Raw genomic sequence first — 14,508 nt, 5'->3', positions numbered from 1 at the left:
CGGACGCGCTAGGCAGCTGCCTCCACCGACGCGTACACCGCGTCGACCAGCGCCATCTTGCGCGGGTCGTCGGCGATGTGCGGGCCCATGCGGTTCATCACGTAGCCGAGGCTGAGACCCGCCTCCGGGTCGGCCAGGCCGCAGGAGCCGCCGAAGCCGTCATGGCCGACAGCGCGGGGGTTGGGTCCGTACGAACCGTTCTCGCCGCTCAGCCAGAGGCCGAGCCCGACCTCCGTCTCGTTCTCGAACCCGGCGCCGAGCACCAGGTCCCGGCAGCTGCCCTGGCCTTCGCGGACGTGCTCGGCGGCCTCGGGGGACAGCACGCGCCGGCCCCCGAACTCACCGCGGCCCGCGAAGATCCCGTAGAGCGCGGCGACGGCGCGGGCGGTGCCATGGCCGTTGGCGGCGGGGATGTGGGCCGCGCGCCAGGCGGGCGTGTTGGCGTCCGCCGCCCCGACGATCGGGTTGACCAGGGCGGCCAGGGCGGCAGGCTGCAACTGGGCGAAGACGGCGGCCTGTTCGCTGCCCGACGCGGCCGGCGGATGCACCAGCTCGGCGGCGCGCCCGGCCTCCTTCTCCGGCAGCCCTATCGTGAAGTCGATGCCCAGCGGCCCGGTGACCTCCTGGTGCAGAAATTCTCCGGGGAGTTGCCCGGTGATGCGTCTGACGACCTCGCCGACCAGGAATCCGTAGGTCATCGCGTGGTAGCCGGACTGCGTGCCGGGCTCCCACCAGGGCTCGGTGGCGGCGAGGCGGGCACAGGTCAGCTCCCAGTCGTAGAGCTGCTCGATGGTGTGCGGCTCGCGCAGCCCGGCCAGGCCCGCGCGGTGCGAGAGCAGATGACGTACGGGAAGGGACTGCTTGCCGGCCGCGGCGAACTCCGGCCAGTAGGTGGCCACGGGCGCGTCCAGGTCCAGCAGTCCGCGGTCGGCGAGCAGATGGGCGCACAGCGCGGTGGGCCCCTTGGTCGTCGACCAGACGTTGACCAGGGTCTCGCGCTCCCAGGGGCGGGTGCGCGCCTCGTCCGCCCAGCCGCCCCACAGGTCGACGACACTCTGCCCACCCAGCAGCACGGTCACGGCCCCGCCCAGTTCGCCGCGTTCGCGGAAGTTCTCCTCGAAGGCGGTACGCACCGCCAGGAAGCGTTCGTCGCAGTGGCCTTCGATCGTGGGTGCGCTCTGTGACATGGGTGCCTCCGTCGCCTGGGACCGGGTGTCCGGCCTGCCGGTATCCGGCTCCGGAAGAACGTACCGACTGGTCGGACTGCCGGGAAGAGTGCGAACAGAAGGCACGCGGCGTGGCACTCATTTCGAGCCGACCGGCTCGGCGGTGGGCACGGCGGTCGGGCGAACCGGGCCTCACCGGCCCGGTTCAGCCGGCCAGGAACCCCCGCAGCGAGGCCGTCATCCGGGCGACGAAAGCCTCGCGGACGCTGTCCTCCACAAGGTCCAGCGAGAGATACGGATTGAGGTCTTCCAGCTCCACCAGCAGCAGTTCGCCGTCCGGGGCGCGGCAGGCGTCGACGCGCTGGATCCCGTGGTCAAGGGTGTTCCAGTCGACGAACCGCTGCGCGAACGCCAGGTCGTCCGGGCCCGGTTCGTACCGCTCAAGCTCCCAGCGGCGCTCCGGGCGCGGGGCGTAGAGCGCGTACTGGAAGTCGCGGTCGACGAAGTAGAACGACACCTCGTAACGGAACGGGATCCTCGGCTGCACCAGCACATCGTCGTACGCCAGGTCAGCGAGGGCGTCCCGGTCGACGAGCCGCATGCCGATCGAGTCCGCGCCGAGCTTGGGTTTGACGACGTATCTCCCGGCCCCCGGCAGTCTGCTGAGGTCCGCGGCGCGGTCGACGGTCGGTATCACCGGAAAACCGGCCGCGCTCAGCTCGACCAGATACTGCTTGCCCGCCATGTCGGCGCGGCCCGTCAGCGGGTTGTACAGGCGGGTGCCCCGCTGCCGTGCGAGGGCGCGGAACTCGTCGAACTCCCGCTGGTAGTGGAGCACCGGGCCACTGTTGCGTACGACGACGGCGTCGAAGGCCCCCATCAGACGCGCCGCCTCCAGCGGATGGCACAGGGCGATGTCGAAGTCCTCGCGCAGGCGCCCGGAGAGCCTGATGTCCTCGTCGCAGTAGCGGCGGCCCTTCGCCTCGTAGCCGAGATCGGTGACGTAGAGGATGCTCGGGCGTGCGGCGGACATGGTGCTCCCGGTACTCGGCCTGCGTGATCGTGTCTGATCGTGCAGCCTTCCTATCAGACCGGTTGCGTAGGCATGGCGGCGGAGGCGGCCCTGGTCAGCGCTGCGGGCGGAGCAGTAGCAGCGCCGTGTCGTCGCCGCCCTGGATACCGCCGGTCGCACGGCCCACAAGATGCTCCGCCAGGGCGTCGAGTGGCTGGTCCGCGGCCTCCTCCAGCTCTACGGCCAGGGCCGCCAGGGCGTCGTCCATGTCGGTGTCAGGCGTCTCGATCAGTCCGTCCGTGTACAGAACCAGCAGAGATCCGGGGTGCAAGGGCACCACCGTGGTGGGATAGGCGGCCCCGCGGTCGACGCCGAGCAGTGGGCCGCCGGCCAGGTCGAGGATGTGGACCCGGCCGTCCGGATCCAGGAGCAGCGGCTGGGGGTGTCCGGCACGGGCCAGCCGGGCGCGGTGGCGCTGCAGGTCCAGATGGAGATAGACGCAGCTGGCGAGCAGTTCGGCATCGAGGTCGATCAGGAGTCGGTTGGTGCTCACCATGACCTTGCCGGGCGGCTGGCCGACCGCGGTGTATGCGCGTACGGCGGTGCGGATCTGGCCCATCAGCGCTGCGGCCGTGACGTTGTGGCCCTGTACATCGCCGATGACGGCGGCGGCGGACGCGTCGCCGGTGCGGATGAGGTCGTAGAAGTCGCCGCCGATGTCCATGCCCTGGGTGCCGGGCAGATAGCGCGCCGCGACCTCCAGACCTGGCACGGTGGGCAGGGAGTGCGGCAGCAGGGCGGACTGGAGTCCGTGGGCGAGGCGGTGTTTGGTGTCGTAGAGCCGGGCCCGCTCCAGCGCCTGGGCGATCAGACCGCCGAGGCTGGTGAGCACGAAGCGCTCATCGGTGGAGAAGCTGTGTGGCTGTGAGTAGCCGAGGACGCAGGTGCCGACGGGGCGTCCGGAGGCGATCAGCGGCAGATAGGCCCAGGCGGCCATGCCGTCGGCCGTCGTGAAGCGTTCGGGGTAGATGTGCTCGAGCTCGGCGCGGGTTTCGAAGAAGGACGGCACTCCGGTCGCGAGTGTCTGGGCGCCTGGCGCATGAGCGGTCAGGGGCATGCCGTCGAACCGGTCCACGATCGTGGGGTCCTCGTAACCACGCTGTCCGAGGACGCGCAGGCGGCCCGCCTCGGACGCGAGCATGACCAGCGACCGGCTGCCGACGGCCGGCATGATCTCGTCCGCGACCAGTTCGATCACGTCGGACACGCCCACGGCCTCGGTCAGCGCGCTGGCCAGGGTGAGGATGTGGGAGATCGCCACCAGGCCCGCGGGGCGCTGCGGCGGCTTGTCGTGCGGCATCTCCTGGACCGTGCCGCGGGCAGGGGTGACGTGCACGCTGATGCCGTTGCGGCTGGGGTGGAGCTGGAACATCAGCCAGTCCTGCGGCGGGCGCAGCGCGACGAACGAGGTGGTGTGCTGGCTGATCATCGCCGCGCGGTAGCGGTCTTCGTACACCGGGTCGTTCAGCCACGGCACAGAGGTCCACAGCTGCTTGCCGAACAGCGCGGACGCCTGTACGCCGAGCAGCTCGCGGGCCGCGGGGTTGGCGTAGGTGAGGTGCCCGTTCACATCGAGGGAGCACATCCCGTCCGGCACCCGCGCCACCATGCGTACGGCCTCGATCGCGCCGGTCGTCCCCGCCATGGCGGCGGGTCCGAGGAAGTCCGCCTCCGGGACGAGGGGGCTGCCCGACTCGGCGGCCCGCCGCAGCCGCAGGGCGAGGCGGTCGCAGGACGCGACGAGGCGGTCGCGTTCGGAGTCGGAGATCTCCGGCGGATGAGAGCCGGGCCAGGTGACGAACACGGCTCCGTACACGGTGCCGTGTGTGGCGATGGGCAGGGCGGCGAGGGAGAACGGATAGGGCAGGACGACGGCGATACGGGGGTAGCGGCTCGCCATGTCCTTCTCGCCGGCGACCCAGACGAGCCCGCCTCCGCGGACGGCGTCGGCGACGGGTATCGGTGAGGTGATCGCCACGCGCTCCCAGGGCGCGGCGAAGGCGCGCGGCAGCCCGGCCATGACGGCCATCTCGAGGACCTGCTCGTCGGGAGAGAGCAGGTACACGGCTCCGGAGTGGGCCTGGACGTCGTCCATCATTCCGGCCAGCGCGAGCGACAGGAGGGGGTGGGAACCCTCGCCCGCGCCGCCGTCCGACGTGCCGGGCCCGGAGGAGAGCAGATCAGACAACGGAAATCACCTCCTCCGCAGTGCTCCCAACCAAGGCTGCCGGTTACGGGGCGGTACCGCACGGCGAACGGGGTGCGGGTCGGAACGCATGCGGCGGGCCCCACCCCGCCCTCCCCCAGAGCTTCGCCTGGGTGACGCCCTTCGGGCGTGTCCTCAATCGCCGGACGGGCTTGATTTGTGCGGCCCAGGCGCACAAATCAAGCCTCGCGGGCGATTGAGGCGTGGGGGTCCCACCACGCCCGCAGGGCGTAGGGGGAGGGTCTGGGGCGGAGCCCCGGTCAAGGCAAGGGGAGGGTGGGGTGAAGCCCCCGTCGCCGCCTACGCCACGCGGCCCCGGCCCACTCCCTCCGCCGCGATGCGGACCTCCGCACGCTGCGTGACCCCCGCCACCGTCACCGCCAGCGTCACCGTCCCCGGGCGCAGCCCGGTCAGGCGGCCCGTCGAAGGGTCGAAGGCCGCCGCATGGCGGGGGCGGGCGTCCTCGGGTGCGCCGATGTACAGATTGAGTGATCCTGTCCAGTCGGCGCTGAGGGGAAAGGCCACCGGGATCCGCCGTGCACCCTGCGCCACCGTCGCCCGGGCGTCCCCGCGCCGGCCCGGCGGCAGTGATGCGGGCGCCTGAAGGGTCAGGCCGTCGACATGCGCGCGGGTCTGGACGGAGACCCAGTCCGGGCGTCCCTCCCAGGGCCTGAGCCGGCCCGCCGGCTGCTCGCCGTGCGTCACCTTGTCGACACCCACCAGCGACCAGCCGGTGAAGCCGCCCTCGTCCGCCGGGGCCGCCGGCGCCTTGCCCGAGTTGCCGTTGATCAGATACGGCACGCCGTCCACGTGCCCGGCGTGGAAGACCCCGACATGGCTGCCGATGAGCCCCGCACCCTTCCCCGTCGTACGGCGGAACTCCGCGAGCCACCGCTCGATCAGCGCCGCCTCCTTGCGGTCACCCAGCTGGCTGCCCTTCTGCACGGTCGTGTCGCGCGGCGGGACATGCTCGACGAGCATCACCGAGCCGACGTCCGCGTCCCTCGCCGCCGCGTCGAGCTGCGCCCGCACCTCCTTGATCTGGGCGAAGCCCCCGCCCCGCAGGGTCAGACTCGATGTGTCCAGCGTGACGAAGCGCGTACCGCGATGGTCGAACGTCCGGTGCGCGAGCCCGAATTCGGCGATGAAGTTGTCGATCTTCCCGCCCATCACCTCATGGTTGCCGGGCACGTAGTACCAGGGCAGCTCGTCCCCCAGTTCCTCCGTCAGCACCCGCCTGGCGAAGGCGAGGTCCGCGGGCGAGCCTTCGTCGACCAGGTCACCGTTGACGATGAGGAAGTCGGGCCGCGCGGCCTTGATCTCGCGCAGCGTCCGCCGTGCCTGCGCCACGATCGCGCTGCCGGGGTCACGCGCGACGAACTGCGCGTCGGACATGACCGCGAACTGCCAGTCCCTGCCCTCGGTTTCGGTCGCGGTATCGATCAGCGGATCGGCTGTCCGCGGCTGCGCCGGCAGCTCGACGGTCGGCGGCACCTGCGCGCTCAGCCCGTCGATGACGATCTTCCCTGTGTACTGCTTCGCGGCCGCGGTCTCGGCCAGATAGAAGCGGTACACCGACAGCGGCATCGCGGCCCCCGCGGGCACCGCGAAGGTCACCTGCCGCCACCCGGTCCAGGTGACGAACGGACCACGCAGCAACTGGTCGGATCCGGCCGCGTCCTTCAGATGGAGCGTCGGCCACGCGCCCTGCCCGTCACCCTTGATCCAGAGCGTGAAGGACTGCGGCTGCCCCGCGACGGCAATCGGCCGCTGTGGATTGGCGTACGCCGCACGGGTCGCGGTCGACTGCGTGAAGTCGTAGGTCAGCTCAAGGCCGGTACCGGTCTGCCCCTCGGGCGTCGCCGCGACCGACCCACTGGCCCGCGCCTGGCTGAACGTCCAGGACGCCGCGTCGTCGAAGCCGGACACGGGCTGCTCGGCGAGGCCGACGCTGACGGCGAGAACCGTGGTGACACCCGCGACGCTCGCGGTGATCCGCCCGGCACCACTGCCCGTGCGGGACGTGACGGTGAAGGAGCCCCGGCCGTCGTCACCTATGCCGAACAGCGAATGGTCATAAGTGAGATGGACATCGGCCGGTTCGACGGGAGCGCTGTTGCCCTGGGCGTCCAGACCGAGAATTCCGAAGGTGCCGGTTCCGTTCCCGTCCATGAGCCCGACACGCCGGGTCGTCGGCTCGATGCGGGCCAGGTCGTCCAGGACGGTCAGCTCGGTGCTGCCGTGTGCGCCCGCCCGCTCCGCGCGTATCCGGGTGCTGCCGCTGTGCCGCGCCCGGAACACGCCGTGGTCGTCGATCCGGCCCACCGATGGGCGCGCGACCCGCCAGTGCGGGCTCCCTTCGGCCGGTCCGTACGTCTCGTCGTACCCGGCGGCGGTGAGAGGGCGGGTCAGTCCGGGGAACACCCGCTCGGGGTGGCCGCCCTTGACCGGGTCGGCGGTGGGGGCGCTCCCCGCGGGCGTGCGGGTCTCGACCCAGAAGCCGCGCAGCCGTCCGCTGCCGTCGGGCGCGGTGAGCGCGAGGCCGTTGGGTACTGTCCGCTCGCTGCCGTCGGAGGGGCTGTTCTCGACCTGGAGCGCGTCACTGCCGGGTTCGCGGGCGACGAGCGTGGACGAGCCGCCCCCGTCCAGGTTGAGCGCGCTGAAGGCACCGGCCTGCTTCATCATCAGGCCGAGCTCGGTGAGGGTGACGCCGCCGCTGTCGGCCTGCCGGCCGTCGACGGTGATGACCTGCATCGCACGGCCGTCCTTGGAGAAGCCGACGGCGGTGCGGGGGGCCGCGGTGTTGTTGCCCTCGCCCTCGTGGTTCTGGGGTACGCCGTCGACGACGAGGAGTTCACGGCCGCCGACCGCGGTGCGCGGGACGGGGCCGCCGTCGGTACGCGGCCGGTACTCCAGGGCCACCGGGTCGCCCGGCCGTAACGCGGCGAGAAGACCGGCTCCGGCCTCCCGGCCGACCAGGACCGTGGTGTCCGGGGCGATCGGCCCGGTGCCGGGCCGGCCTGTGACCGCGACGACTTTGCCGTCCCGTACGAGCGCTTCGGCGACGGGAGTTGCGGCATCGGCGGTCAGGGCGCGGTCGGCCGTTCCCCATGCCGCGGTATACGCACCGATGCCGCCGGACGGGACGTTCGCGGCGTTGTACGCGGCAAGCGGGTGCGGCCCGGAAGGCAGCGTCAGGGTTCCGTCGAAGTACAGCTGCAGAACGCGTCCCGCGCTCCCGGGACCTATGCCGACGGCCCGGTTGGCGCCGGTGGCCGGCGAGTGGGTGAGCCGGCCGTCCTTGATGCCGGGGCCCTGCGGCGCGCCGGTCTGGTTGATGTCGAAGAAGTCGGCGTTGATCGCGGCGACCGTGCGCCGGCCGGGCCCGGGATCGTGGCCGGCGGCGAGTGCGGAGACGGTGTGGCGGTCGGCGACCGTGCCCGAGGAGAGGTAGTCGGCCTGGACGCCGCTGCCGTCGAGGTCGACGGAGAGCGCGTCCACTCGCAGCCACTTGTCGGATTCGAGCCGGTCGTACGAGGTGAGGCTGATGCCCGGAGCGATGGGCCGGGAGCTGCGCGCTGTCTCGATACCGTCGCCGTCCGCGATGGCTCGGGGGCGTCCGGCCGGGCCGCTCGCGGGCGGGGGCGCGATCGGGCGCAGCACTTCGGCGGAGTCTCGGGGACGGGGGTCGGGGGTGGAATCGGCGACGGCGGGGGGTATCGCTCCCGCCGCCAGCGCGGACACCGTCGCGACCAGCACGACGGAGCGTCTTGCTCTGCCAAGGTCCACAACTACTCCTGGAATACGGCGTGTTGAGCGCGAAGTAAGCGCTGTCGGCGCACAGCATCGCGGCGCTCGCACGAACGCACCAGGGGGCAACGGGAACACCGGGAAGAACAGCGGCCGTCAGGACCGTGGCCACTCCGAGGCCATGACGCCGCCTGACCGACCACATTCGTGAAAGAAATCCGTAACAATTCACCATGCGAGACGATTTCCGATACTCATTGACGTGACCGGAAATCGCTGCCACTCTCACCGTTGTGAGTCAAGCTGACATTCTCGTATCGCGCCTGCACGTCGATCTTCGACGGCACGCCAGCGCACTCTGTGCCGCCGGCCGCTGAAACACGCACAGCTGACTTCTTCACCCGCGTCCAGCCCCTGCTCCGGGGGCTTCTGACGGGCTGAGCACCTCAGCCCCAGTACGCGGCAATTCCTTCGGCAGGACTCTCCCGAACTCACCTGCCGATGCATGGCCACCCTTTCCTGAATTCACCGCTGCCTTTTCGCGCTGAATTTTTCAGGCATCTTCGCGTACCCCGAAACGGAATGACTGATGACCTCCTCCAGACGCTCCTTCCTTGTGCTCACCGGGCTCTCCACGCTGGCGGTCGCGGGCTGCGGCACAGCGAGCGGCAGCGGCGGCGTCCGCAACACCAGGACGCTCCGCTACCAGGGTCAGGCCGGCCAGGTCAACCCGCCCGAACTCGCCGCGGCCCTGGGCTACTTGGGCGATCTGAAGCTGGACTGGGTGGGCAACACCATCAGCGGCCCGCAGGACATCCAGTCCGCCGCTTCCGGCCAGATCGATTTCGGCGGCGCGTTCAACGGCGCGGTGGTCAAGCTTGCCTCCCGCAAGGCCCCCATCAAGGCCGTCGTCAGCTACTACGGCTCCGACAAGTACGCCTACAGCGGCTACTACGTGGCCGAGAAGAGCGCCATCCGCCAGCCCCGCGACCTCATCGGCAAGAAGGTCGGGATGAACACCCTCGGCGCCCACGCCGAGGCGATGCTCGACATCTACCTCAAGAAGAACGGCCTGAGCCGTGCAGAGGCCGAGCAGGTCGAGCGGATCGTCATACCCCCCGTCAACACCGAACAGTCGCTGCGCCAGCGGCAGATCGACGTGGCGGTCCTCGGCGGCATCCTGCGCGACAAGGCACTGGCGACGGGCGGCGTACGCAAGCTCTTCAGCGACTTCGAGCTGCGCGGCGCCTTCAGCGCAGGCACCTATGTGCTGACCGAACGCTTCATCAAACAGAACCCGGAGACGGTGCGGACCTTCGTCACCGGCGTGGGCAAGGCCCTGGACTGGTCCCGTACGACACCGCGGGACGAGGTCGTCGCCAAGATGACCGAGATCGTCGCCAAGCGGAAGCGCAACGAGAGCGCCGACGCGCTCAAGTTCTGGCACTCCTACGGGGTCTCCGCGCCCGGCGGCCGTATCGAGGAGCAGGAGCTGTCGGTCTGGTCCGACTGGCTCGCCGAGCGCGGAGACATCAAGTCCGGCCAGGTGAGCGTCTCCGACCTCTACACCAACGAGTTCAACAAGAGCCACACCAAGGCGGGGAGTTGATCCCATGTCGACGGCGAAGATCAGTTTTCAGGGCATCGGCAAGACCTTCCCGGTACGCGGAAAGCAGCGCCACGTCACCGCACTGGACGGCATCGACCTCGACATCGCCGCCGGGGAGTTCGTAGTCATCGTCGGCCCCAGCGGCTGCGGCAAGTCCACCCTGCTCGACCTGCTCGGCGGACTCTCCGAGCCCACCTCGGGCCGGATCCTGCTGGACGGCAAACCCGTCTCGGGGCCGGGTCTGGACCGCGGCATCGTCTTCCAGCAGTACGCGCTGCTGCCCTGGCGCACCGCCCTGGGCAATGTGGAGTTCGGCCTCGAAGCCACCCGGGTGCCGCGCCGCGAACGCGCCGAACGGGCCCGGGAGTATCTGGCGCTCGTCGGGCTCACCGGCTTCGAGGACCGGCACCCGCACGAGCTCTCAGGCGGTATGCGCCAGCGCGTGGCCATCGCCCGCAGCCTCGCCTACGACCCCGATGTGCTGCTGATGGACGAGCCGTTCGCCGCGCTCGACGCACAGACCAGGGAGTCCCTCCAGGACGAGCTGCTGCGGATCTGGCAGCGCACCGGCAAGACGATCGTGTTCATCACGCACGGCATCGACGAGGCGGTCCATCTGGGGCAGCGGGTCGCCGTGCTCACCTCACGGCCCGGCCGGATCAAGGAGGTCGTGCAGATCGACCTGGGTGACCGCAGCGCCGACGCCGATCCGCGATCCAGCCCCGAGTTTGCGCACCACCGACATCAGATCTGGAGCCTGCTGCGCGACGAGGTCAGCCGGGCTCAGCGCGAGGAACGGGAGGCGGCAACGCTATGAGCATCACCACCGAGAAGGCGCTTGCGACCGCGGACGTGGGCGGCGCGGCACTGCACACCGATCCGGCGCTCGCGGCGGAGCGCCGCGAACTGCCGGCCCCGCTGCGGCACACCGGCCGGGTCCTGCTGACCGTGTTCACCCGCACCGTGGCGATAGCGACACTGCTGGCGGTGTGGGAGATCGCGCCGCGCCTCGGCCTGGTCGACCGGACTTTTCTGCCGCCGTTCTCCGAGGTCGCCGTCGCCTGGTGGCAGCTGCTGCTCGACGGGCAGCTCGCCGAGCACGCACAGGCCAGCCTCACGCGATCGCTCACCGGCTTCGGGCTCGCGGTCGTCGTCGCCGTACCGCTCGGCCTGCTGATCGGCTGGTACCAGCCGCTCGCGGGGCTCCTCGGACCACTCCTCGAAGTCTTCCGCAACACCGCCGCGCTGGCGCTGCTGCCGGTCTTCGTGCTGCTGCTCGGCATCGGCGAGACCTCGAAGATCTCCATCGTCCTCTATGCGTGCACCTGGCCGATCCTGCTGAACACCATCAGCGCCGTACGCAACGTCGATCCGACCCTGCTGAGGCTCGCCAGGTCGATGGATCTGCCCGCGCCGCGGATCTTCCAGAAAGTGATCCTGCCCGCATCGGTCCCGACGGTCTTCACCGGCATCCGGCTGGCCGGCGGGTTCGCGATCCTCATCCTGGTCGCCGCCGAGATGGTGGGCGCCAAGGCCGGGCTCGGCTATCTCGTCAACTCCTCGCAGTTCAACTTCGCGATCCCCGAGATGTACGCCGGGATCATCACCATCTCCGCCATCGGCGTGGCCTTCAACCAGCTGCTCGTAGCCCTGGAGCGCCGCTTCACGTCCTGGCGTACCCCGACCGGAAACTGAGGTTTCGCCCATGGCCGCCGACGCCCCCCGCCAGTTCCATCTCAACGCGTTCCTGATGAACGCCGGCCATCACGACGCGGCCTGGCGCCATCCAGGCACCCAGCCCGAGCGGATCACCGATCTCTCGTACTGGCAGGAGCTGGCCCGCACCGCCGAACGTGGCAGGCTCGACTCGCTGTTCCTCGCGGACGGCGTCGCCCTGTGGGGCGACGCCCGCTACAACGCGGCCGGCGGTTTCGAGCCGCTCACCCTGCTGTCCGCACTGGCCGTCGCCACCGACCACATCGGGCTGATCGCCACCGTCTCGACCACCTTCAACGAGCCCTTCCATGTGGCTCGCAAATTCGCCTCGCTGGACCACATCAGCGGCGGCCGCGCCGGCTGGAACATCGTCACCTCCGGGAATGTGGCCGAAGCCAAGAACTTCGGCCTCGAAGAGCATCTGGAGCACTCGCTGCGCTACGAGCGCGCCGCCGAGTTCGTCGATGTGACCAAGGAGCTGTGGGACAGCTGGCGCGACGATGCTCCCGTGATCGACCGCGAGCGCGGTGTCTACGCCGAGGAGGGTGCGATCCGGCCGATCGGACACCGCGGCACCCACTTCCGGGTCGACGGGCCGCTCAACGTACAGCGCCCGCCGCAGGGTCATCCGCTGCTGGTGCAGGCCGGATCCTCGGAGGACGGCAAGGAGTTCGCGGCACGGTACGCGGAGGCCGTGTTCACGGCGCAGCAGACCCTCGCCGACGGCCAGACCTTCTACAAGGACCTCAAGTCGCGGCTCGTGAAGTACGGCCGCACGCCCGACCAGCTGAAGATCCTGCCCGGCATCTGCCCGATCATCGGCGCGACCGAGGCCGAGGCGCTGGCACTCGAGGACGAGCTCACAAACCTGCAGGTCCCCGAGTACGGGCTGCAGCAGCTGTCCCAGATGCTCGGTACGGATCTGAGCGGTCTGCCGCTGGACGGACCGCTGCCCGACCTCCCCGAGGAACAGGACATCAACGGCAACAAGTCCCGTTTCACGCTGGTCGCCGAGCTCGCCAGGCGCGAGCAGCTCAGCATCCGCCAGCTGATCGCCCGCCTCGGCGGCGGGCGCGGCCACCGTGTCTTCGCCGGCACGGCCGAGCAGATCGCGGACCAGCTGGAGGAGTGGTTCACCGAGGGTGCCGCGGACGGCTTCAACATCATGCCGCCGTATCTGCCGGGCGGCCTCGACCACTTCGTCGACCAGGTGGTGCCCCTGCTGCAGGCCCGGGGGCTTTTCCGCACCGAGTACAGCGGGCGGACCCTGCGCGACCACTACGGCCTCGAGCGCCCGCCCGGCCGGACCCACTGACCTCCGCGGCTTCCCGGACCAGACCCGCACCTTCCCGTACAGAGAGAGGAAGTTCCCCCATGACCAGCACCGGTTTCGACATCCGCCGGGTCGGCGGCCGCATCGGCGCCGAGATCCTCGGCGTGGACATTTCGGCCGACATCGACCCCGCCATCGTCACCGAGATCAACGCGGCGCTCGTGGAGCACAAGGCGCTCTTCTTCCGCGGCCAGCAGCTCGACGACGCGGCTCAGATCCGCTTCGCCTCGCTCTTCGGCGAACTCACCACCGCGCACCCCACCGTGCCGTCGGTCGAGGGACAGCCGCACATCCTGCCGGTCGACGGCGACGAGGGCATCCGTGCCAACCAGTGGCACACCGATGTCACGTTCCTGCGCACTCCGCCCAAGGCGTCCACGCTGCGCAGCCTCGTCGTCCCGCCCTACGGCGGCAACACTCTGATCGCCAACTCGGCCGCCGCCTACCGGGATCTGCCCCACGCGCTGCGCGAGCTGGCCGACCGGCTGTGGGCCGTACACACCAACGCGTACGACTATGCCGAGCCGAAGAGCGAGAAGGCGGCCGAGCACCGCAGGCAGTTCGTCTCCACGAAGTACCGCACCGAGCATCCCGTGGTGCGCGTGCACCCGGAGTCGGGTGAACGCGGCCTGTTCATCGGCGGATTCGCCCAGTCCCTGGTGGGCCTCTCCCCGTCCGAGTCACGCGACATCCTGCGGATCCTGCAGGCGTATGTGACCCGCCCGGAGAACGTCGTCCGCTGGACCTGGGCACCGGGCGACCTGGTCCTCTTCGACAACCGCATCACCCAGCACTACGCGCCGGACGACTATGGCGACCTGCCGCGCCTGCTGCACCGGGTGACGGTCGCGGGCGACGTCCCGGTCGGCGTCAATGGCGAGGGCAGCCGGGTGGTCGAGGGCGACGAGGCGGGGCACTACACCCCGGCCGCGGCCGCCTGACAACGGCGCGGGGAGGGCGGGCCGTCCCCCGACGACCCCCCTCCCCGCCTGCCTGGTGCGGCAAACGTCAGCCCTGAACGCTGCGACGCTTGCGCGCGGCCCACATGATGCCGCCACCCGCGACTATGACCACGGCGGCAGCGCCGGCGATCAGCGGAGTGGAGCTGGAGGAGCCGGTCTCAGCCAGGTCGCCCGGGGTGGGGCTCGGCTTGGCAGAGGCCGGGGGCGCCTCGGCGGAGCTGGTGGCCGTGCTCGGCGTGTCGGTCTGAGTGTCACTCGGCGAGGGAGTGGAGCTCGGCGGCTGAGACGGCGTGGCCGACGGGCTCGGCTTGTTGTCGTCGCAGACCGGCGCCGTCTTGGTGTCGTCACGCGAGAACTTGTCGTCGTCGCCGGCCTTCACGACGAGACGGACGGTGAGCTCCTTGTCGTGCTTCGGAAGCTCGAGCGTCTTGTGGAAGTTCCCCTTGAACGTCTCGGTGGGCAGCAGGTCCTTGCCGTCCACCGTGACGGTCACGGTGTTGTCCTTCTCGGGGCTGTAGGCCTTCAGGTCGACGCTGACCTCCGTGCAGGTCACCTTCCACACCGGGGTGTGCGCCTGCGCGGTGCCGGCGCTCAGGCCGACGCCGAGAGCGCTGACCGTCGCGACAGCTGCGAAGGCTCCTGCACGCCGCCACGATCTGTTGATTGTTGTCACTAATTCCTCCACTGATGCCAC

11 protein-coding genes are annotated in these 14,508 nt (G+C 70.3%); 6 read left to right on the top strand and 5 right to left on the bottom strand.

The window, feature by feature from the left end:
• Positions 1-8 precede the first annotated feature (8 nt).
• From ACQEVG_RS15840 to ACQEVG_RS15825, 4 genes are all read right to left on the bottom strand, one after another.
• Positions 9-1,187 carry a serine hydrolase domain-containing protein gene (locus ACQEVG_RS15840; RefSeq protein ID WP_432983263.1) on the bottom strand — a complete coding sequence of 393 codons (1,179 nt, stop codon included), beginning with the start codon at positions 1,185-1,187 and terminating at the stop codon, positions 9-11.
• Positions 1,188-1,371: 184 nt separating this feature from the next.
• The gene (locus ACQEVG_RS15835; protein WP_432983260.1) at positions 1,372-2,199 is read right to left on the bottom strand and encodes a hypothetical protein; all 828 of its coding nucleotides are present in this window, start codon (positions 2,197-2,199) and stop codon (positions 1,372-1,374) included.
• Positions 2,200-2,293: 94 nt separating this feature from the next.
• Positions 2,294-4,336: a SpoIIE family protein phosphatase gene (locus tag ACQEVG_RS15830; protein ID WP_432985377.1), complete on the bottom strand. Its 2,043-nt coding sequence runs from the start codon at positions 4,334-4,336 to the stop codon at positions 2,294-2,296.
• Between the two features lie 408 nt (positions 4,337-4,744).
• Complete coding sequence (locus tag ACQEVG_RS15825; RefSeq protein ID WP_432983257.1) at positions 4,745-8,233, bottom strand: phosphodiester glycosidase family protein; 3,489 nt, start codon at positions 8,231-8,233, stop codon at positions 4,745-4,747.
• 254 nt (positions 8,234-8,487) lie between these two features.
• Between ACQEVG_RS15825 and ACQEVG_RS15820 the strand changes: the two genes are divergently transcribed.
• The 6 genes from ACQEVG_RS15820 to ACQEVG_RS15795 all read left to right on the top strand — a co-directional run bounded on the left by ACQEVG_RS15820 (position 8,488) and on the right by ACQEVG_RS15795 (position 13,793).
• Positions 8,488-8,571: a putative leader peptide gene (locus tag ACQEVG_RS15820; RefSeq protein WP_351446407.1), complete on the top strand. Its 84-nt coding sequence runs from the start codon at positions 8,488-8,490 to the stop codon at positions 8,569-8,571.
• Between the two features lie 212 nt (positions 8,572-8,783).
• Positions 8,784-9,803 (top strand): ABC transporter substrate-binding protein, encoded by a 1,020-nt coding sequence (locus ACQEVG_RS15815; protein ID WP_432983254.1) that lies wholly within the window; start codon positions 8,784-8,786, stop codon positions 9,801-9,803.
• A 4-nt stretch (positions 9,804-9,807) separates the two neighbouring features.
• Positions 9,808-10,620, top strand: a complete 813-nt coding sequence (locus ACQEVG_RS15810) for an ABC transporter ATP-binding protein (RefSeq protein ID WP_432983251.1) — start codon at positions 9,808-9,810, stop codon at positions 10,618-10,620.
• A complete protein-coding gene (locus ACQEVG_RS15805; protein WP_432983248.1) occupies positions 10,617-11,498 on the top strand; it encodes an ABC transporter permease in 882 nt (293 codons plus the stop codon). The genes ACQEVG_RS15810 and ACQEVG_RS15805 overlap by 4 nt, the downstream gene beginning before the upstream one ends.
• Positions 11,499-11,508: 10 nt before the next feature.
• Entirely contained in the window at positions 11,509-12,834 is a 1,326-nt protein-coding gene (locus ACQEVG_RS15800) for an LLM class flavin-dependent oxidoreductase (RefSeq protein ID WP_432983245.1), read from the top strand.
• Between the two features lie 59 nt (positions 12,835-12,893).
• On the top strand, positions 12,894-13,793 hold the full coding sequence (locus ACQEVG_RS15795) for a TauD/TfdA dioxygenase family protein (RefSeq protein WP_432983242.1): 900 nt from the start codon (positions 12,894-12,896) through the stop codon (positions 13,791-13,793).
• Between the two features lie 67 nt (positions 13,794-13,860).
• Here ACQEVG_RS15795 and ACQEVG_RS15790 read toward each other — a convergent pair whose 3' ends face one another.
• Positions 13,861-14,487: an Hsp20/alpha crystallin family protein gene (locus ACQEVG_RS15790; protein WP_432983239.1), complete on the bottom strand. Its 627-nt coding sequence runs from the start codon at positions 14,485-14,487 to the stop codon at positions 13,861-13,863.
• Between the last annotated feature and the right edge of the window lie 21 nt (positions 14,488-14,508).

This window comes from Streptomyces sp. CA-135486, assembly GCF_050936555.1.
In the GTDB taxonomy this organism is placed as follows: Bacteria; Actinomycetota; Actinomycetes; order Streptomycetales; family Streptomycetaceae; genus Streptomyces.
The sequence above is the reverse complement of the archived record's forward strand: the minus strand, read 5'-3'. Positions and strand labels throughout refer to the sequence as shown.

Coding starts and splice junctions, on each gene's coding strand:
- ACQEVG_RS15835 (WP_432983260.1), bottom strand. CDS start 2,199: ATGTCCGCCGCACGCCCGAGCATCCTCTACGTCACCGATCTCGGCTAC.
- ACQEVG_RS15800 (WP_432983245.1), top strand. CDS start 11,509: ATGGCCGCCGACGCCCCCCGCCAGTTCCATCTCAACGCGTTCCTGATG.
- ACQEVG_RS15810 (WP_432983251.1), top strand. CDS start 9,808: ATGTCGACGGCGAAGATCAGTTTTCAGGGCATCGGCAAGACCTTCCCG.
- ACQEVG_RS15795 (WP_432983242.1), top strand. CDS start 12,894: ATGACCAGCACCGGTTTCGACATCCGCCGGGTCGGCGGCCGCATCGGC.
- ACQEVG_RS15830 (WP_432985377.1), bottom strand. CDS start 4,336: ATGATGGACGACGTCCAGGCCCACTCCGGAGCCGTGTACCTGCTCTCT.
- ACQEVG_RS15815 (WP_432983254.1), top strand. CDS start 8,784: ATGACCTCCTCCAGACGCTCCTTCCTTGTGCTCACCGGGCTCTCCACG.
- ACQEVG_RS15840 (WP_432983263.1), bottom strand. CDS start 1,187: ATGTCACAGAGCGCACCCACGATCGAAGGCCACTGCGACGAACGCTTC.
- ACQEVG_RS15805 (WP_432983248.1), top strand. CDS start 10,617: ATGAGCATCACCACCGAGAAGGCGCTTGCGACCGCGGACGTGGGCGGC.